Raw genomic sequence first — 19478 nt, 5'->3', positions numbered from 1 at the left:
TCTTACCTTCAAACACCTTCATGAATGCGTGTTGGTCGACCTGAATGTTCGCTTGAGCGACGTCACCGACCGGCCACTTTCTAGGGGCTGCCTCCGACCTAGTTCCGTTTTCAATCTGACTCATTGAGTCGGGACTTGATGGTGGCGAGAGCTTTAACGAGCTCATAATCATAGTCTGAGTAAGGCGGCAGATACTCTGCAATTGGAACCCACCAATACTCCTCGCCAGGAGCAATAACGGCAGCCTGATCATCCAGCAACAGAGCGTCAGATCGCCCGCAGCGGGCTTTGTCCTTTATTGTGCCGGTGGGATGGAGGACAGCTAGGTCGGGGAACCAAACTGGCGCGACTCCTTCCTCGACCAACAGGTTCCGAATCACATTGACTCGCTCTGAGCTAACCGATGTGTACAACATCAGATCACAGGCTTCTGATACGGCCTCAAGAAACGGGTAGAGACCTGGCCGTGGAATTTGAGAGATTGCATTGCTTATTAGGGTCCCTTCGAGATCTAGGCAAAGAAGCGTTTTCTGTTTTTGTCTATTCATGATTGAAGCCTCATTCTGTGGCGTTTGTCGAGATCATTGGGGTCGAGCTCCGCATCCCTTGCATGCCCCTGTGCCAGGGAACCCAAACTTTTTCCAACTCTCGACTGGCGTATTCCACAATGCTTGCATACACTGAATATTACGTAAAGCACTGAAATAATTAGTAATTTAATTTCCATTATGGAATATCGTGAACGCGTAGAACTTTTTGCGAGCATTGACGACCAGAGAGCCAATACATGAGTACAAAAGCTTCAATTTCCAGCGGCCCGAATTACCACTTGTATTATCAGGAGCTGCTCAGCGCGCAACCAAAGTCAGTTTTTCTAGAACTGAATGATCCAAAGGAGTTTCGAGTCGAAAAAGAGTCTTTCAAAGGTAAATCCTGGGATCTGCTTGTTGTTGAAATTCCATCTGAAAATATGGACAAGATCGCGATCGACTGGATCAAAAAGAGAAAGCTACAAGGTGCGGTCGGGGGACCCGTGGGCCAAGAGTGGGGCAGTCCAGACTGTCCTTGGGAGTAGCGGTGAGACTTGTGTGTATATCCGACACTCACAGGTTGCATGAGAAGATGCTGCCGCTCCCGGACGAGGATGTCCTTGTGCACACGGAAGATTACACCGGATCAGGCTCCCAGCCGAACAAGGACAAAATTCTCATCGCTGGTAATCACGAACACTGTTTTGTTCGCTGCCCCGATTGGTCTCGGGGAAGTGTGTGGGAAAAGCGAAATCACCCACCTCCAAGGGAAAGAGGCAATGATTGGTGGTTTGAAGTGCTATGGCTTTCCCAGGCAGCCGGGCTTCCGGTGGATGAGCTTCAACGCGAAAGAAGGCGAGAGGTGGGGCGCCTAAGGCTTGTCCCGGAGGATACTGACGTGCTTGTGACTCATCCGCTTAAGGATTAGATATCGTGAATAGACCAAAGATTCAACGGAGGCACCGATGAGGATTGTGTATATCGATATGGACGATACTTTGTGCGACTTCAAAGACGCTTTTTTAAACGCCGTAAGGATGAATCCGGCCATCCGGTACCCGCAGTCACAATATCGATTTTTCGCCAATCTCAAACCAATTGAGGGTGCAATCGAAACAGTAAAGGACCTGATTGATTCGGATGAATACGATCCTTTCATCCTCTCTGCCCCAAGTACAAGAAACCCTTTCAGTTATGCTGAAAAACGTGAATGGGTAGAAACCTACCTCGGATACGACTTTTGTGAAAAGTTGATTCTCTCCCCTCATAAGGGGCTTTTGAGGGGAGACTTTTTGATAGACGACAATTCTGAGGGCAAGGGCCAGGATCTTTTCAGGGGGGAACTAATCCAATTTGGCAGTAGCGCTTACCCAGACTGGTCGGCCGTTCGCACTCGTCTCGGGATTTAGGATTAGTCTCCCCAGCCGCCAAACTGCCAATTTGCCATTTAAAGTCGAGCTCTACCCCGCTTCCAATGACGGTATTAAACAAAAGCGGACATTCAAGTTAGCCTCCGCTCAGGGCCGACGAGCAAATCACTTATGCTTCATACAGCCTAATTGATGGAGCAAATCACGGACGCCAGACGATCACATGGAAAGGAAGCTGGGTGCAGGTCAGGGGTTTCAGCTAGCTTTGGGATGCCTGAACCAGTCTAAACTGTGGGGCCGATCTAATCTCAGCGTTCGTTCTTTAATCGAAACCAAAGGGCATAAAGCGCCGGCACAAACAATAGCGTGATCAGAGTGCCGACCGCCACGCCACCGATAAGGACATAAGCCAGCGGCCCCCAGAACAGGTCAAAGGTCAGAGGTACAAACGCCAGAACGGCCGCCAGGGCGGTGAGTACCACGGGGCGGGCACGTTGGACTGCCGCTTCGACAACGGCTTCCCGGGCAGCCATTCCTGCTTTGAAGTTGTCCTGCACCTGCTGCGTCAGAATCATGGTATTTCGCATCAGGATGCCGCCCAGGCCAATCAGCCCCAGCAGCGCGGTAAAGCCAAAGGGTTGATTAAACAGCAGCAAAGCCAGCACAGCCCCAATCAGCCCCAGTGGCGCGGTGGCAAGAACAGTCAATGTGCCGATAAAGGAACGCATCTGAAGCATGATAAAGATCAGCATCAACGCCAACATCACCGGTTGTAATGTCTGGATTGAAGCATTGGCTTTGGCTGATTGTTCCACCGTACCGCCGATTTCAATACGGTAACCCTCCGACAACTGTTCGCGCAGGCCCGTCATCGCACTCCATATCTCCTTGGTGACATCCGGTGGCTGGGCACCTTCTACATCGGCCTGAACGGCCAGGAAGGGGTCACGGTTGTAACGCTTTATGACGGGGTCCTCGTAACGAACCTGCCACTTGCCCAGTTGCTGTACGGAAAGTTTGCGGCCGTCGCGGGTTTTGATCTCAAGATCTTCCGGCATGATCACTTCGCCACGTGCATTACGCGCCACCAGTTGAACGCTCCTTATGCCCTGGCGCAGTTCGGTGACGGCCACTCCGCGGAGTTGGAACTGCAGTTGCCGGGCAACCTCTGCCGGAGTCAGGCCCATCCAACCCAGATTTTCCGGATCCATATCAAGATAGAGAGTGGGCACACGCTCATCCCATTCGAGATGCGGCATGACGATGTTCGGATGCCCGGTCATGAGAGTGCGGATCTGGTGCGCGATCTCTCTGAGTTGATCGGATTCCGGACCCAGCACACGAAAACTGACCGGCCAGACCACCGGGGGACCGTACAGCAAACGCGTCACCCGCACTCGTGCCTCCGGAAATTCACCCGCCGCGATTCTGGTTTCCAGCGCCGAGATGATGCGATCGCGCCCTTTAACGTCCTGCCCAATGGCAATCAACTTGGCAAATGCCGGGTCCGGCTGCTCGGGGTTGGCCGATACGAAGAATCGGGGCGCACCGGCACCGATGTAAGCGGAAAGGCTTTTCACCTCCGGCATGTCCATCAGAATCGCTTCCAGGCGTCTGACACTTTGATCCGTGGTGGCAATAGCGCTCCCCTGCGGAGCGTAGACACTGATCAGAACTTCGGGGCGATCAGAACTGGGAAAAAATTGCTTCTGCACCTGGGTTGCCATCCCGAAAGCACTGATCGCCAGCAAACCCACTGTGATAAAAACGACGGTTTTCCGGTACTGAACACACGCTGTGATCACCCCACGCAACCGCTGATAAAACGCGCTTTGGTAAAGGTCCTGGCCCATATGCCCGGTGTAATCGGGCAAGAGCTTGACGCCCAAATAAGGCGTAAAAGTTACCGCCACCACCCAGGAAATCAACAACGAAAAAGCCAGCACCCAGAAGATGTTGCCGGTGTATTCTCCCACTCCGGACTGGGCAAATCCGATGGGGACAAATCCGGCCACCGTCACCAGCGTACCGAACAGCATGGGCGCGGCGGTTACGCTCCAGGCATGACTGGCTGCCCGTACCCGGTCCCAGCCGCTCTCCATCTTCACGATCATCATTTCAATGGCGATGATCGCATCGTCCACTAACAGACCCAGTGCGATAATCAACGCACCCAGGGTGATGCGGTCCAGGTTTATGCCCGCCATTTTCATCAACAAGAAAGTCAGGCCGAGGGTCACAGGAATCGCAATGCCCACCACCAAACCCGCGCGCAGACCGATCGCCAGTATGCTAACCCCCATCACCACGACCAACGCAACCAGAAACTTGACCTGAAAAAGATCAACCGCCTGAGTGATGGCTTCCGCCTGATCGGTCAGGGTCTGTATTGACATTCCCAGCGGCAGCCTGCCCTGTTCGGTACTGACAAACTCGCGCAGCCGCGCGCCAAATTCCAGGCCATTTTCACCCGCACGCATGACCACACCCAGGAGGATCGCATCCTCACCGTTGGAGCGGACGATGTAGCTCAAAGGATCTTCATACCCTAAACGCACCTCGGCCAGATCAGATACGGTAATAAGCTGGTCGCCGATACGGAGAGGTACTGAGGTGAGGCGCTCAAGGTCAGACAGGTCGATGTTGCTGCGGACATAAACCCGCGGGCCGGCAAGATCAACAAAGCCAAGAGGCTGAAGACGGTTGTTGGCCTCTATCGCCTGCAACACCTCTTCTGCCGACAAACCGAGGTTGTTGAGCCGGTCCTGATCAAATTCGAGATACACCCGCTCAGGACGCTCCGCCAGGAGCTGTGCTTTTTGCAAGCCGGGCAGCCGTTGCAGGCGATCCCGTATCGATTCTGCCTCGCGGGTCAGTTCACGCATTGGCATCCCGGGTGCCGTCAGCGCCAGCAGGGAGAAATACACATCCGCGAAATCATCGTTGACGATGGGGCCGATCACACCCTGGGGGAGGTTGGGTCGCTCATCGAGCATGCGCTTGCGGACTTGATAGAAGAGGTCCGACACTTTTTCACTCGGAGTAGAATCCAGGAATCGGATAACCATGGCGGCCTGCCCGGGCCGAATGGTTGTCTCAATATTATCGAAATACACCACCTCCTGGATTCGCTTTTCCAAACGATCCACGACCTGGTTCTGCAGCACCTCGGGGGTTGCCCCTGGCCAGACGACAGAAACCACCATCGCCCGGACGGTGAACGCAGGGTCTTCCGCCCGACCCAGGGACGAGAACGCGTAGAAACCGGCAACAACGGACAGCAAAAGAAAAAAGAGGGTGACCGAACGCTCGCGCACTGCCAGCGCGGAAAGATTCGGTAAGCTCATTGAACCAGCTCCCGCACTGCCATGCCAGGCGTGAGCAGGTGTGTCCCCAACGCGACGATGGGCGTTCCCGCCTTGATGTCGACCTTGATCTTCGCATACTCCTCACCCAGATCGATCACCTCGACCGCCAGGGGCGTTACCGTGCCGTCGGAAACCAACCAGATCTGCGGCGTTTGCCCTCTCTCATCCAGGGCACCCAGCGGTACGCGATGGCTGGGGGCGGTTTGCTTCTGCGCTAACCGCACACTCACCACCGACCCCAGGGTTAAAGACGAGGGGTAGGGCCCCTCCAGGCTGTATCGGGCACGCCAGCTCCGGCTTGCGGGGTCGGCAGCCCCGGCAATCTCTCTCAAGCTCACAGCAAGCTGTTCGCCATTGGGTAAAGGGACATAACCGCGCATGGACGGGTTACTGCCCTCTGGTAAAAAAACCTCGACTTCCAGCGATTGATCTTCGGCCAGAACGGCAAGGGTTTGTCCGACACCCACAACCTGGCCAGGTTCAACGATGACCTCAGTGACCACGCCTGCATGGGCGGCTTTCAGTTCCGCATACCCCAGGGCATTCTGAGCCTGCTGATTGCGTGCAGAAGCGGTTTGCACCTGGCTGCGCGCCTCACGCTCTGCCAACTCAAGGCGTTGCAGGGTTTGTTCGCTGACAAACTGATGCGCCACAAGTTGCTGCTGGCGCTGGAGTTCATTGGTGGCAATTGCCAGGGCCGCTTTTGCACGCTTAAGATCCACGGCGGCGACCCCTGCGGCTGCCACCAGGTCCCGTGTATCGAGCTTGAACAGTAAGTCGCCTTTTTCCACGCGCTGACCGGCATCGATATAACGATGCTGAATCCGACCGGCGATCTGAAAGGCCTGAGGAACTTCGTGGCGGCCTCGCAGGGTTCCTGAAAATCTCTGCGCTGTTGGGCCGGCGTCCTTTAGTTCAACTGTTTTTACCCAGGGGATAGGGGCGCGGGCATCTGGGGGCGGTTCCGAAGACTGCTGACAACCAGACAGCATGAGCAGCGAGATAAACAGGGTCAGCATACAGCGCATGGCAGGTGTCCCGATTGGCAAAATCCAGATTTGAGTATCAGCTCTCACGGTAGCCGGACAAAACAAGTTGCAGGATGGCATCGCGAACGGTTTCCCTCCGCTCCATAGGCAGAAAATGAGTCGCCTCGCCGAGGACATTTACGTCAGCCTCAGGCAGCAGGATCTGCAGGCGTTTTCGCGCGGCCGGCGAGAAGGTTGACCCGCGTTCCGCCGCCAGCACGATAACCGGGCACCGCAACTGACGAATACCGGGCCAGGGGTTGTGTTCGGTATGGGCAAAAGTGGTGCTCTCCCACTCCGGCGCACACGCCAACTGAACTTGATCTTCCTGCGGTTCGAAGGCGTGCTGGATATAGGCTTCCAGCCATGCTTCGGGCCAGGTCTTGAAGCCACCGCGGCCCCGATAGTTGTCCAACGCAGCAGCGTGCGAGTCGAATACCGGGCGCCGACGTGCGGCTCCGGCGGCCAGTGACAACCGATGTGACTGGCGTAGCAGCTTGGCCAGCCACAACCTCAGGCCCTGCCCCGGATCCATGATTACGGGTTCCGCCAGAATCAGGCCCAGCACTTTGTCTGGCCGTCGGGCAGCGGCCATGATGCTGGTGGTGGCCCCAATGGAGTGGCCGGCAAGCCAGACCGGCTCATCCAGGCTATCCAGCAGAGCGGTCATGTCGCGATAGTAGGTTTCCCAGCCCCGGAATGTCGAAAAGTTCGCCGCACCGGCGCTGGCCCCGTGCCCCCGCATGTCCCAGGCCAGGACATTGACGTCCGTGGCAAGCTCATCAAGGAGGGGGCGGTACAGGCGGCCATGGAAACCCGTTGCATGCGCCCAGTGCAACGTGGGGCGCGCTTTGGATTGCGGCCAGCGCCACAGGGCGATCTCCGCGCCATCCGGCGCCTGGAATTGGTCGCGTTCAGGGTTGTTGTGCTTATTGTCCATGAAGATCTGCTTCTTTGGCCGCCATTGTCGGGAGCAACAACTGAACCTGACCGCTGGCGATCGGCTTGCGCTTATCGCCCTGCCAGCAGGTCACCCGGACCAGGCTGCTCCGCCTGCCTTGCCGGACAATTTCGGCGCTGGCGAACGTCGATCGGGCCTGCGCGGAGCGGAGGTAGTTAATGTGGCTGTCGAGAATGCGTGGGCAACGTTTGTCTGTATCCTGGCGTTGCGCAGCGACCCGCGCGGTAAGCTCCATCAGGGCGCCAAGCACGCCGCCATGGAGAGCAGGTAGCATAAAGTTGCCAATCAGCGCTTCACGACACGGCATATGAACCACTAGACCTACATCGTCGCGTTGAACCTCAAGACCAAGGTGCCGTGCGTAGGGAGTGCGCTCCAGCAGGGCCTGCCAGTCGGAACATTCTTTCCCGCTTTCTTGCCCGCTTTCGGAAGGGCCTGAGATGGGTTGTGCCGAATCGCCAGTCGTACTCATGCGCCCTCCTTTTTTCGTCCACCGGCCTGAAATTGCTGGCCCTGGGTGTTGCGCATGAAGGTGGCGCTTGCCGTCGCTAACAGCTCACTGTCACTCTCGCTGAGGATGTCGCAATGGATGAACGCGACCTCGTCCGTTAAATGACGACAGGTGGCCACCGCTACCAGGGCACGGTCGCCGCTGGCAGGCCGCAGATAATCCATGCGCAGATCCAGCGTGGCAATGGGCATCAGCTCCAGGGCCCCCGCAAATACCGCCAGGCCTCCGGCGGAGTCTGCCAGTGAGTAGAGCACGCTGGTGCAGATTTCTTTTGTATCCTCTTCGGCGAACATCCATGGCTGTGGGGTCAGGCGCATACAGACCTGGCCCTTATCGACAGAGACAACCTGCATACCCAGATCCCTGCCGTGGGGAACCTGTTCGGTGAACTGCCACGCCGTCGTCACAGCGTCACTGTGCTGAGCTCTGTTCGACTCCGTCATCAGATCTGCCCACCCCGGTTTGCATTTCGCGCAGGGGTGGAAGTGGGGGGAAACAGCTGATTTTGATAGGTCATTGCCATGTCAGTTTCTTCCGAATAACATTGTTGCTGGATTTTGGTTGGTTAACCAACCAAATGTCAAGAATCTGTTGTGGCAAATGGCACGCCACCCGTGCGATGGCGCACCACCAATGCAATGAGTCAGGTGGTTGCCGCTCTGATGAACAAATAGCTGGCTTGCTGAGGAGATGTTTAAGCCATGGTTAACAGACAGATGACTCCTGCAAGCAAACTGGGCGACCAGGGCGACGTTTTGTCTAACGCAGCCCGGCTTTTTCGTGAGAAAGGCTTTGAAAGGACGTCGCTCAAGGAGATTGCCGAGGCCTGCAATATGCTGCCCGGAAGTCTGTATTATCGTTACAACAGCAAGGAAGCGCTGCTTGTCGAGCTGATGCGCCGGGGGGTGGACCTGGTTACCGCAGAGGTCGAGTCGGCTTACGCCAGTTCGGATGACCCGGTTGAACGGTTGCGTCTTTGTATCAACGCGCATCTGCGAGCCCTGTTGGTCGATTCGGACGCGGTTTACGTGCTGCTGTTTGAATGGCGAGCGCTGGGCCCGGAGGCCCGCGAGGAAATCATCGAACTGCGTGACCAGTACGAGTCCTTGTGGGCCGATATCCTCGAAACGATGATTGCACAGGGCGTGATCCGGAAGAATGTTGACGGCCGTTTGCTCCGCCTGATCGGCCTTGGGGCGCTCAACTGGGTTGCAACCTGGTTCGACCCGAACGGGGCTCATTCACTCGACGCCATTGGCGACTTGATCTGGCAGATCGCGATGGACGGTGTGATCAATAAAGGGGGGCAGGCATAGGTTCTGGCTTCACAAACGCAAGCAAGTAGCCTCTGTTTATGATCGCTAATCATGCGGATGCACGGTTTGTCATCTGACATTTTGCCTGAACTGCTCAGGCGACTGGTCAAACCAGCGCTTGAAGGCGCGTCTGAAATTGGCAATGTCGTGATAGTTCATCAACGCGGAAATGGCCTCGATTGACAGTTGGCTTTCACGCAAATAGGTCGCTGCCTGCTGGGACAGAATCTCGTCGCGAACTTTCCGAAAACCGCTGCGTTCCTGCTTGAGTTTGCGTGCCAGAGTGCGTTTGCTCATGAACAACGAGGCCGCTGCTTCGTCTTCACTGAGCGTTCCGGGCGGTCGGGACAACATCATCATCTTCAGCTGGGTCTGATAGCTCGGTTGATCCGACTGAAGTTGCACAAGCATCGATTCACACTGTTGCAAGGCCAGACGATAGTTTTCGTGATTGGCGGACGCATTCGGTTCCCGACACAATGACATCGGCAACGTAAGTTTTACCTGATCGCAATCATAGTGAATCTGCCCGGATAAAAAATCGGCATACATTGCCTTATACTTTGGTTCAGGATGAGCGAAGTATATTTCAGCCTCATGCAAAGGGCGACCAATTATAAATTCGCCAAATTCAAAAAGGGCCTTAATCATCGCATCCGACAGGCACTGCTGTATGTCATCGTCCAGCGACTCCTGATAGTCCAGAATACACTCCAGGCGCTCGTTGACTTGCTGCAAATGCAGGTGGATGAAGCTAGCACGCGTGGGCAGAAAAGTATGAATCGCCTGCAGCGCAGTGAGAAAGTCGGGGCTGCTGTAAGCAACGAACCCCATTGCTCCATGGGTTGCCGGTGTCAGTCGCTTGCCGAGCCGCAACCCGAATTCCGGCAGGCCGGACAAGTCCAGTGCGTTGCGCAGAATCCGCATCTGCTGAGCTGCGGTAAGCAGGCTTTCCTCACTCAATAATTGCGCCACACCAAGCCCGGTGCCGAGCAGCAGACGTGGCAGTTGTTTGGCTGTTAAATCAAGCTCACGCGCAATTAGCCGTGAGTAATTCGATGGAATACCTGGACCGGTTTTTTGCAAATCACCCGCCTTCTGCGTCGTCATCATTGATCATCTCCGTCCTGAACGACCACTATTTTGTCTTTAAATGACTCTATGTTGTCAAGAAATGACCTGACAGAAGTATCGCCAGACAGCCAATATCTATCGGTGAATACTACGGGCAGGAGAACAACAATGGGTAAGATTACTTTTATAGAACATGATCAAACTAAACATGTCGCTGAGTTCAAAACTGGTTCCTCGGTAATGCAAATCGCCGTTGACAATCTGATCCCCGGTATTGACGGGGACTGCGGGGGGGAATGTGCCTGTGGCACCTGCCACGTCATCGTCTCGGACGATTGGTTCAGAAAGACAGGTACGCCTGGTGGTGAGGAAGAGCAAATGCTGTCAATGACCCCGGAGCGGGAGAGCACTTCGCGCCTGGGCTGCCAGGTGGTCATTACTGATGAAATGGACGGCATGACCGTGCATTTACCCGAGTTCCAGATGTGAACATAGGAGGACGCATGCCAACACTGTCTAAAACATTTGACGACATTCAATCCCGAGTGATCAATGCTACCTCCAGGGTGGTACCGATGCACAGGCAGATCCAGGGGCTGAAACTGTTAATGAGCGCCAAGAAGAAGGCCTTCGGCCCACGCCGGCCGGTGCCCGAATTTGTTGAATCAGTCATCCCGGACGTTAACACGCTGGCCCTTGAGGACATCGATGTCAGCAATCCATTTTTGTATCGGCAGGATCAGTGGCGCGCCTATTTCAAACGGTTGCGCGATGAGGCTCCGGCGCATTACCAGAAGAACAGCCCCTTCGGCCCCTTTTGGTCGGTGACTCGCTTTGAGGACATCATGTTCGTAGACAAGAGTCACGACCTGTTTTCCGCCGAGCCGCAAATCATATTAGGCGACCCTCCAGAGGGGCTGTCGGTGGAAATGTTCATAGCCATGGATCCGCCAAAACACGATGTGCAGCGCAGCTCGGTTCAAGGCGTGGTGGCACCGAAGAACCTGAAGGAAATGGAGGAGCTGATCCGATCGCGTACCGGCGATGTGCTTGACAGCCTGCCTCTGGGCCAGCCCTTCAACTGGGTGCCCACTGTATCGAAGGAACTCACCGGTCGCATGCTCGCAACCCTTCTGGATTTTCCTTACGAGGAACGTCACAAGCTGGTTGAGTGGTCGGATCGGATGGCCGGGGCAGCATCGGCAACCGGCGGCGAGTATGCCGAAGAAGAGATCATGTTTGACGACGCGGCTGACATGGCCTGGTCCTTCTCCAGGCTCTGGAGGGATAAGGAAGCGCGCCGCGCGGCGGGCGAAGAGCCCGGTTTCGATTTGATCAGCCTGCTACAGAGCAACGACGACACCAAAGATCTGATCAATCGCCCGATGGAGTTTATCGGCAATCTGACGCTGCTTATCGTTGGCGGCAATGATACCACTCGCAACTCAATGAGTGGTGGCCTGGTGGCCATGAACGAATTCCCAAAGGAGTTCGAAAAACTGAAGGCAAAACCGGAACTGATTCCGAACATGGTGTCGGAAATCATCCGCTGGCAAACGCCGCTGGCCTATATGCGCCGAGTCGCCAAGCAAGATGTTGAGCTGGGCGGCCAGACCATCAAAAAGGGCGATCGCGTTGTGATGTGGTACGCCTCGGGCAACCGTGACGAGCGCAAGTTCGAGGACCCCGATCACTTCATTATCGATCGCAAGGACGCACGAAACCATATGTCATTTGGCTACGGTGTTCACCGTTGCATGGGCAACCGCCTGGCCGAATTGCAACTGCGTATCCTATGGGAAGAGATTCTCAAACGCTTTGACAAGATCGAAGTCGTCGGCGAGCCGGAGCGCGTGCAGTCCAACTTCGTGCGGGGCTATTCGGAGCTGATGGTCCAGCTGACACCAAAAAGTTAATGAACAGGCTAACCAGGATGACGACCGAACAATTTGACTATGTCGTGGTTGGCGCGGGCTCGGCCGGATGTGCTGTCGCCAGCCGCCTGTCGGAGAGCGGTCGCCATTCTGTGCTGCTGCTTGAAGCCGGTCCGGAGAGCCGCCGCAACCCTTTCGTGAACATGCCGCTGGGTTTCCTGCAGCTAATGTTCAGCCGCCGCTACAACTGGCAGTTCAATACCGAACCGCAGCGTCACATGCACGACCGGGCGCTTTTTCAGCCGCGGGGCAAGATGCTTGGCGGTTCCAGCGGCATGAACGCGCAGGTCTATATTCGCGGGCATGCCCGGGACTACGACGAGTGGGCACGGCTGGGGTGCAAAGGGTGGTCATACGCCGAGGTGTTGCCCTACTTCCGCCGATCGGAACATTTCGAGCCCAAACTTACGCCGAATGAGGCAGAATTTCATGGTCAGGGTGGTCCGCTGAACGTTGCCGAGCGCCGCTATACCAATCCGCTGAGCACGGCGTTTGTCGAGGCGGCGACCCAGGCAAAGTACCGGCTCAATACAGATTTCAACGGCAGTGAGCAGGAGGGCGTGGGCTTCTACTACGCCTACCAGAAAGACGGCACACGCTGTAGCAACGCGCGGGCCTATCTCGAACCCGCCACGGCGCGTTCCAACCTGACGGTTTGCAGCGGCGCGTATGTCACCCGGGTGCTACTCGAAGACACCCGCGCCACCGGTGTCGAATACCGCGATACAAAGGGGCTGACGCAGGTCCGTGCCGGGCGCGAAGTTGTGCTCTGCGGCGGCGCGTTCAACTCGCCGCAACTGCTGATGCTGTCCGGGATCGGTCCGCGGGAGGAACTGTCCCGGCATGGCATAGAACTGCGCCATGCGTTGGGGGGCGTCGGGCAGAATCTTCAGGATCATATCGACGTGTTCGTGCGCGTCAGCGCCCGCAGCCGCCAAAGCATCTCGATGCATCCGAGTTACTGGCTCAAGGGGCTGTGGGGCGCTCTGACGTATCTGAGCGGCCGGCGGGGCGTGCTGTCGAGCAACGGCGCCGAGGCCGGCGGGTTCATCCGCTCCCGGCCCGAGGAGCCGGTACCCGACCTGCAGCTGCACTTCGCGCCAATGCTGTACGACGATCACGGGCGAGACCTGAAGACCGCGATGAGCGGTTATGGCTACGCGGTGATGATCTACGGGCTCAGGCCGTCGTCGCGCGGGCGCGTCGGTCTGCACAGTGCCGACCCGTTTGCCGCGCCGCTGATCGACCCCAACTACATGGCCGAGTCCGCCGATGTCGAGCGACTGGTGCGCGGTGTCCACCTGGTGCGCAAGATCCTGGCGCAGGCGGCGTTTGCCCCGCACCACGAGGTTGAGGTCTTGCCCGGGCCGGCGCTGCAGAATGACGACGATCTCGCCGCATGGGTACGGCGCAGCGGTGAATCAGCGTACCACCCGGTTGGCACCTGCAAGATGGGTGTTGATCCGATGGCGGTGGTCGATCCGCGCCTGCGCGTGCATGGCCTGCAATGCCTGCGGGTGGTCGATGCCTCCATCATGCCGACGCTGGTCGGCGGAAACACCAATCAGCCGGCAACCATGATCGGCGAGAAAGGTGCCGCGATGATACTTGAGGATGCCGGGGAGATGGTCGGCTGAGCTCCGCGCGCGCGGGCGTCACAGGGCTCAGTTGGCATCTGGACTTCTGATCAATCTGATTCCAAAGAACAGTAGAAAGAGACAGGCTATGGCAAACCAACAGAAAGAGACGACAGTCATCGTTGGCGGCGGGCACGCAGCAGGTGCGCTCCTGACAACCTTGCTGCAAAAGAAATATCAACATGAAGTGGTCCTGGTGGGCGAAGAGCCACATCCACCCTATCAGCGGCCGCCCCTGTCCAAGAACTACCTGGCAGGCGAGGTGGATCAGGAGTCGCTGTACCTCAAGCCGCGCTCGGTGTACGAGAACGCCGGCCATCAGTTGCGGCTCGGTGTACGTGCCGAACAAATTGATCGGGACAACAAGACCATCAGTTTGTCGGACCAGAGCACATTGAAATACGATCGACTGGTCCTGGCCACGGGGTCACACGTTCGACGCCTGAACGCACCCGGGGCTGACTTGAAGGGCATTCATTACCTACATGACATAGCTGACTCGGATGCCCTGCGTGAACAACTGGTTCCGGGGAAACGCTTGGTCATCGTGGGTGGTGGTTACATTGGCCTTGAAGTGGCATCCAGCGCTACCAAAAAAGGCGTTGATGTCACGGTACTGGAAGCGGCCGAGCGTCTTATGCAGCGTGTAACAGGCCCGGAAATGTCGGAGTTTTTTTACACCAAACACAGTAACGCTGGCGTGGATCTACGCCTGAACACGGCGGTAACCGGTTTCGAAGCTAGCGATCAGGGGCATGTGGCTGGCGTGACATTGGCGAGCGGCGGCACTGTACCGGCCGACATAGTGCTCGTTTCAGTGGGTGTGGCGCCAGAAACCGCCCTGGCTGAGGCCGCCGGCCTGCCCTGTGATGACGGCATTATTGTTGACGAGTTTACCCGCACAGAAGATCCAGCCATCCTGGCGATCGGCGACTGTACCCGCCACCGGAATCTTTTCTTCGAGAAGATGCAGCGCCTTGAATCTGTCGCCAACGCGGTTGATCAGGCCCGGACAGTGGCGGCAACCCTGATGGGCGAGAAGAAACCCTATAATAGCGCTCCATGGTTCTGGTCGAACCAGTATGACGTGCGTCTGCAGATGGTGGGGTTGTCGCAATATCATGATCAGCGTGTGCTGCGCGGAAGCCCGGAAGACAAGGGATTTGCGGTGTTTTATCTCCGCGACGGCTGTGTCATTGCTGTTGATGCGGTTAACCTGCCCATCGCTTTTATGGTCGGCAAGACCCTCGTTCAACAACGCAGGCAGGTCAATCCTGAAATGTTGAAGGATCCGGATATTGAACTGAAGTCCTTGGTGAGCGGTCAGTCCATAAATTGAAATTGACGACCGAGTAGAGCTGTGCCCTTAGTTTGCCCAAAATTGCGAAAGCAATGCACAACTCATACGGCCTATGGATATCATATCCTACGACCGACAGCTTTCAGTGAGCGCAAAGAATGCGTGAGCCACAACCGGCGGAATTTCCCGTAGCCAGACACATTACTGTTGCTCTGGTAAACCGAGAGCACCATAGCGGTGAAATAATTCTCTATATATCCCACTAATAACCTCACCTTGCAATTACCGACGAAAATATGAACTTGATTTTATCCACAAAGATAAAGCGAAGTCTCTATCGGCCATTATGGGTAGAGGTTCCGATCACTCAATCCTTCATAAGCAACATCGCCCATTCGGTGTCGACCTCTTGTTTTGGTTCATCTGAGCATATGCTTTTTCATGCGGATGGGTGGTGGCAGCCAAGACAGGGCTTTTCAGACTGCAAGCTTCAAGCGGTGTGTAAATCAAACACAGTAAGATTCCGGCTTATTGATGGTGGACATCAAGAACCGATAGTTACTAATTCGAAATAAAGTAAGCGAACATTACCCGGAGATATAAGCCAAATCCGGATGGCCAAAAAACGATTTCAATAGTCGTGGCAATTTTTGCAAACGTCGAAGCTGCCGGTAAACAGTGCTCCGAAGTTGTTCTTTGCTGTTAATGATCTTTTTACCGACGTGATGGTATTTGATATAGCCCCAAACAGACTCGTCAGGATTCAGCTCCGGCGAGTACGGCGGCAGGAAGAACAACCTGAGCTTGCCGTCGAGACTCTCAACATAGTCTCGAACCCGACGAGCATGATGAACCGGGTGGTTATCGAGGATCAGGAAAACCGGCTTGTCAACGTCTTGCACCAGAGCCTTGAGGAAACCAAGAAACGCATCGGTGTTCATGTTGCCCTGAATGGTCTTAAAGCGAAGCTCGCCGCGAGGCGAGATGGCCGAGATCAGATTGATGCTGAAGCGACTGCCCGTATTACGGATGATCGGAGTTTCACCCCTGGGTGCCCAGGTGGTGCCACTGTGATAATCAGACCGAATGCTGGCTTCATCGCCGAAATAGATGGTGGCGCCGACTTTTTTTGCTTCCTTGCGAATTTCCGGGTAGGTCTCTTCTTTCCATTGTTTCACGGCCTCTGGCTTTTGCTGGTAGGCCCGATGCAGGGGTTTCTGAGGCGTCAGCCCCAGGTTTCGAAGCAGACGACCGACCGAGACATCGCTTAACCGGACGTTGAACTTTTGCCGGATGAGCTCACGCACTCGGCCCCGAGTCCACAGGGCAAAATCAAACTTCAACTGGTCCGGCGTAAAGGTCGTTATCCAGATATACAGCTCCCGGATCTGAGCACCGCTCAGTTTCTTGGGACGACCGGAAATCTGCTTGGCCTTGAGCGCGTCAAAGCCACCCTCGCGGTAGGCAGCCAGCCATTCATAGATTCGTGCTCGGCTCATCCCCAGCGCTTTGATGACGACTTCTGGACTCTCGCCATCCATGACCCGTTGAACGGCGCGAACGCGAATGGCTTCTAATGTTTTGTGATCAAGTTTACGACCGTCATCGTGGCGCATGTGTGTAAATATCCGATAAGCTTGGCGAACGGAGCCTACATTATAAATGATGTTCGCTTACTTTCGAACCCATTAGTGCGAGCGGTATTAATGTTAAGACACTTGCTCGATTAAATGAAACTTGCGGGACTACTGAAAAGGTTTTCTATAGTAAGGACGTGCCGGTCCTGATGGCTATATACTACTCGACTAAACGATACGAGACCTTTAAATGATGTATAAGGCTGGGGCTATATACCTAAGGAAGATCTGAATAACCGCTGGTTTTTGCCCCTTTTCCGCAATCTTGGCGGAAAAGGGGCGCATTGGTCTTACGCTGCAGGTTTTTTATCAATCAGCAGGTTGCTGAAAGCGACCAGCAAATGCAGACGGTTGGTATACTTGGCATTTAAAAGCGATATGCGACTCCGATGCTCACGATAGTGGGGTCCACTTCCACTTCTGCCTGAACAGGGGCCGGGCCCAGGTTACCGGTGATATCCGCCTTGAAGGGTGCATATCTAACGTCAAAATTTGCCGACCAGTTATTGTGTATCTTCCAGCGAAAACCAGCCTGAACCGCAGGGGCCCATGTATCTTCGACGTCGAAGTCGGTTAGTGCGCGATCCTTTTCATCTAAAAAGAGAATCCGTCCTACACCCGCTCCAAAGTACGGAGAGAAGTTGCTACCCGTCAAGACATGATACTGAAGCGAAAGAATTACCGGACCATAATCTGTTTGACCAAGAAAAAGACCGGAGAGAGACTCTTCGCCCTGGAGGTCCGCACTAGCGGGAATGCCGCCAAAAATGTTGAATGCCAGCTGATTACTCAGAAAATACGACACGTCGAATGATATGGTCGTATCGTTGTTAATAGACAGGTTGGAATTTGGAACGGGGGCACCCCCCGCAGAGGCTGATCGCAAATCTTCATCGGTTAGAACTCTAGTGGCATTCAGCCCAACCACCCAGTCGCCTCTACTGTAAACCGGCTCAGATTGAGCGTTGGCCAGGCTCGCAGCAAGTGAAAGTAAAAGGAACGCCACTAACGAGACTTTACTAATTATTTTAGGTTTCATTTTTTTATTATCCTTTTTGGTATTAAAACAAATTGGCTTTAGGTAAAACTGCAATTTTTCGTAACACAAATGTCACTCATTGATGCTAGCTTGCCGGTTTACTGACTAATACTTCCCCATACTCAGAACGCAGCTTGTTTTTTAATACTTTCCCAGTGGCATTGCGTGGCAATCCTTCCACAAAGATCGCGCGATCCGGGATCTGCCACTTGGCGACTTTCCCCTGATAATGAGCAAGAAGTTCCTCCTCAGTAATATTTGCGTCGGGTATTTTTACTGCCAACAGGATCGGTCGTTCGTCCCATTTATCATGGGAGGCCGCCACTACGGCAGCTTCATTGATGGCAGAATGGCCCATTGCGATTCCCTCCAATTCGACTGTAGATATCCATTCACCACCAGATTTAATAATATCTTTTGAGCGGTCACGTATTGTCATAAATCCATCATCATTGATCGAAGCAACATCACCTGTCTCGAACCAACCGTCTTCCTCAAGAGTCTGATTTGGTTCAACACCGAAGTAATCGGCTACCACCCAATGACCACGGATGCGGAGATTTCCCTGAGCAATGCCATCTTCGGGCAGTTGATGACCGTCTTCTCCTACAATTTTGAGCTGCACCCCGTAGGGAGGCCGTCCCTGGCTTTCACGGATTTTGTTTCTTCCTTCCTCCGAAAGAGTATTGTGTTTCGACAGCAGTGCGTTGACGGTCCCGATCGGTGATGTTTCTGTCATTCCCCATGCATGGACAACTTCTACGCCATACTTACCACGAAACTCCGACATCATTGAGGGCGGACAAGCGCTACCCCCTATCACCGTCCGTTTAAGCGACTGTGCCGAGGAGCCAAGCTCGTCCAAAGCCGAGAGAAGTCCCTGCCAAATCGTAGGCACACCCAGCGCAATCGTTACGCTTTCTGAATCGATCAGCTTGACCAAACTTTGCCCATCCAGGCCAGGACCAGGCAACACCAGTTTGGCTCCAACCATCGCCGTAATGTAGGGTACCCCCCACGCATTTACGTGAAACATAGGAACAACCGGCATCACCACGTCCCGTGCCGATAAATTCAGTGCGTCGGGTTGAGCAGCTACCAGCGCGTGCAGAACGGTGGAGCGGTGTGAATAGAGCACCCCTTTGGGATTTCCGGTGGTGCCCGATGTATAGCAGAGGCTTGAGGCCTGGTTTTCGGCGATTTCAGGCCAATTCGCGTTAGGCGTTCCTCGCTGGAGAAACTCTTCATAAAACAACAAGCCTGGAAATTGCGCTGCAATTTCTTCGTCCGGTTCGGACATCAATACAAATTTCTCAACCGTCTCCAGTCGGTCTCGGATATTTGAAACAATGGTAAGGAACGTTTTGTCAAAGAATATGACTTTGTCTTGAGCATTGTTGATAACGTAAACGAGTTGTTCTGGAAACAGTCGCGGGTTAATGGTGTGACACACCATCCCGCCACCAGAGATGCCAAGGTAACATTCCAGGTGCCCCACGTTATTCCAACAAATGGTCGCGCACCGATCCCCCTGGACATAGCCTGCCGTTCGAAGCGCTGACGCAAGTTGTCGCGACCGCTCCGAAACAGTTGCCCAGTCAGATCGACTGGGATTTCCATCCGTTCCTATCGACACAATCTCAGCGTCTCCATGGTAGCGAGCAGCATGGTCGATCAAGGAATTCACGGTGAGCTCCATGTTCATCATTTGGCCAAGCACGTTTATCTCCTGTCGTTTTTGTAGTTGGTTGACGCGAGTATCTGGCGTCATTA

General features: G+C 54.9%; 17 protein-coding genes. 7 read left to right on the top strand and 10 right to left on the bottom strand.

Annotated features, from left to right (window positions below):
• Positions 1-110: 110 nt before the first annotated feature.
• Entirely contained in the window at positions 111-548 is a 438-nt protein-coding gene (locus tag FIV08_RS18870) for an NIF family HAD-type phosphatase (RefSeq protein ID WP_152439436.1), read from the bottom strand.
• 239 nt (positions 549-787) lie between these two features.
• Here FIV08_RS18870 and FIV08_RS18865 point away from each other — a divergent pair, with 239 nt between their 5' ends.
• Together FIV08_RS18865 and FIV08_RS18860 are read left to right on the top strand one after the other, a co-directional pair.
• Positions 788-1075 (top strand): hypothetical protein, encoded by a 288-nt coding sequence (locus tag FIV08_RS18865; RefSeq protein ID WP_152439435.1) that lies wholly within the window; start codon positions 788-790, stop codon positions 1073-1075.
• A gap of 441 nt (positions 1076-1516) precedes the next feature.
• Positions 1517-1939, top strand: a complete 423-nt coding sequence (locus tag FIV08_RS18860) for a 5' nucleotidase, NT5C type (protein WP_216646157.1) — start codon at positions 1517-1519, stop codon at positions 1937-1939.
• Positions 1940-2208: 269 nt separating this feature from the next.
• Here the strand turns inward: FIV08_RS18860 and FIV08_RS18855 are convergent, their stop codons facing one another.
• The 5 genes from FIV08_RS18855 to FIV08_RS18835 are packed head-to-tail and all read right to left on the bottom strand — an operon-like array spanning position 2209 to position 8211.
• Complete coding sequence (locus FIV08_RS18855; protein ID WP_072678648.1) at positions 2209-5247, bottom strand: efflux RND transporter permease subunit; 3039 nt, start codon at positions 5245-5247, stop codon at positions 2209-2211.
• Positions 5244-6296, bottom strand: a complete 1053-nt coding sequence (locus FIV08_RS18850) for an efflux RND transporter periplasmic adaptor subunit (protein WP_072678647.1) — start codon at positions 6294-6296, stop codon at positions 5244-5246. Before FIV08_RS18850 ends, FIV08_RS18855 begins: the two co-directional genes overlap by 4 nt.
• A 37-nt stretch (positions 6297-6333) precedes the next feature.
• Positions 6334-7236: an alpha/beta fold hydrolase gene (locus tag FIV08_RS18845; protein WP_091642674.1), complete on the bottom strand. Its 903-nt coding sequence runs from the start codon at positions 7234-7236 to the stop codon at positions 6334-6336.
• Positions 7226-7729 carry a PaaI family thioesterase gene (locus FIV08_RS18840; RefSeq protein WP_091642677.1) on the bottom strand — a complete coding sequence of 168 codons (504 nt, stop codon included), beginning with the start codon at positions 7727-7729 and terminating at the stop codon, positions 7226-7228. The genes FIV08_RS18845 and FIV08_RS18840 overlap by 11 nt, the downstream gene beginning before the upstream one ends.
• The gene (locus tag FIV08_RS18835) at positions 7726-8211 is read right to left on the bottom strand and encodes a PaaI family thioesterase (protein WP_091642679.1); all 486 of its coding nucleotides are present in this window, start codon (positions 8209-8211) and stop codon (positions 7726-7728) included. The genes FIV08_RS18840 and FIV08_RS18835 overlap by 4 nt, the downstream gene beginning before the upstream one ends.
• A gap of 258 nt (positions 8212-8469) precedes the next feature.
• Here FIV08_RS18835 and FIV08_RS18830 point away from each other — a divergent pair, with 258 nt between their 5' ends.
• Positions 8470-9084 (top strand): TetR/AcrR family transcriptional regulator, encoded by a 615-nt coding sequence (locus FIV08_RS18830; protein ID WP_091642682.1) that lies wholly within the window; start codon positions 8470-8472, stop codon positions 9082-9084.
• Positions 9085-9153: 69 nt separating this feature from the next.
• Here the strand turns inward: FIV08_RS18830 and FIV08_RS18825 are convergent, their stop codons facing one another.
• Positions 9154-10197: an AraC family transcriptional regulator gene (locus FIV08_RS18825; RefSeq protein ID WP_091642684.1), complete on the bottom strand. Its 1044-nt coding sequence runs from the start codon at positions 10195-10197 to the stop codon at positions 9154-9156.
• Positions 10198-10326: 129 nt separating this feature from the next.
• On the opposite strand from FIV08_RS18825, the gene FIV08_RS18820 reads away from it, so the two are divergent.
• From FIV08_RS18820 to FIV08_RS18805, 4 genes are all read left to right on the top strand, one after another.
• Positions 10327-10647, top strand: a complete 321-nt coding sequence (locus FIV08_RS18820; protein ID WP_091642688.1) for a 2Fe-2S iron-sulfur cluster-binding protein — start codon at positions 10327-10329, stop codon at positions 10645-10647.
• A gap of 119 nt (positions 10648-10766) precedes the next feature.
• Entirely contained in the window at positions 10767-12074 is a 1308-nt protein-coding gene (locus FIV08_RS18815; RefSeq protein WP_227663916.1) for a cytochrome P450, read from the top strand.
• Positions 12075-12091: 17 nt separating this feature from the next.
• Complete coding sequence (locus FIV08_RS18810; RefSeq protein WP_227663913.1) at positions 12092-13729, top strand: GMC family oxidoreductase; 1638 nt, start codon at positions 12092-12094, stop codon at positions 13727-13729.
• A gap of 88 nt (positions 13730-13817) precedes the next feature.
• Positions 13818-15068, top strand: a complete 1251-nt coding sequence (locus tag FIV08_RS18805; RefSeq protein ID WP_091642696.1) for an NAD(P)/FAD-dependent oxidoreductase — start codon at positions 13818-13820, stop codon at positions 15066-15068.
• Between the two features lie 548 nt (positions 15069-15616).
• Here FIV08_RS18805 and FIV08_RS18800 read toward each other — a convergent pair.
• From FIV08_RS18800 to FIV08_RS18790, 3 genes are all read right to left on the bottom strand, one after another.
• Positions 15617-16645, bottom strand: coding sequence for an IS630 family transposase (locus FIV08_RS18800; protein ID WP_054645368.1), 1029 nt, complete (start codon positions 16643-16645; stop codon positions 15617-15619).
• 388 nt (positions 16646-17033) lie between these two features.
• The gene (locus tag FIV08_RS18795) at positions 17034-17705 is read right to left on the bottom strand and encodes an OmpW/AlkL family protein (protein WP_091642699.1); all 672 of its coding nucleotides are present in this window, start codon (positions 17703-17705) and stop codon (positions 17034-17036) included.
• Positions 17706-17790: 85 nt separating this feature from the next.
• Complete coding sequence (locus FIV08_RS18790; protein WP_227714495.1) at positions 17791-19476, bottom strand: long-chain-fatty-acid--CoA ligase; 1686 nt, start codon at positions 19474-19476, stop codon at positions 17791-17793.
• Between the last annotated feature and the right edge of the window lie 2 nt (positions 19477-19478).

This window comes from Marinobacter sp. THAF197a (assembly GCF_009363275.1).
Classification (GTDB): domain Bacteria; phylum Pseudomonadota; class Gammaproteobacteria; order Pseudomonadales; family Oleiphilaceae; genus Marinobacter.
Note: the sequence above shows the minus strand (reverse complement) of the source record. Positions and strands in the feature narration are given on the sequence as shown.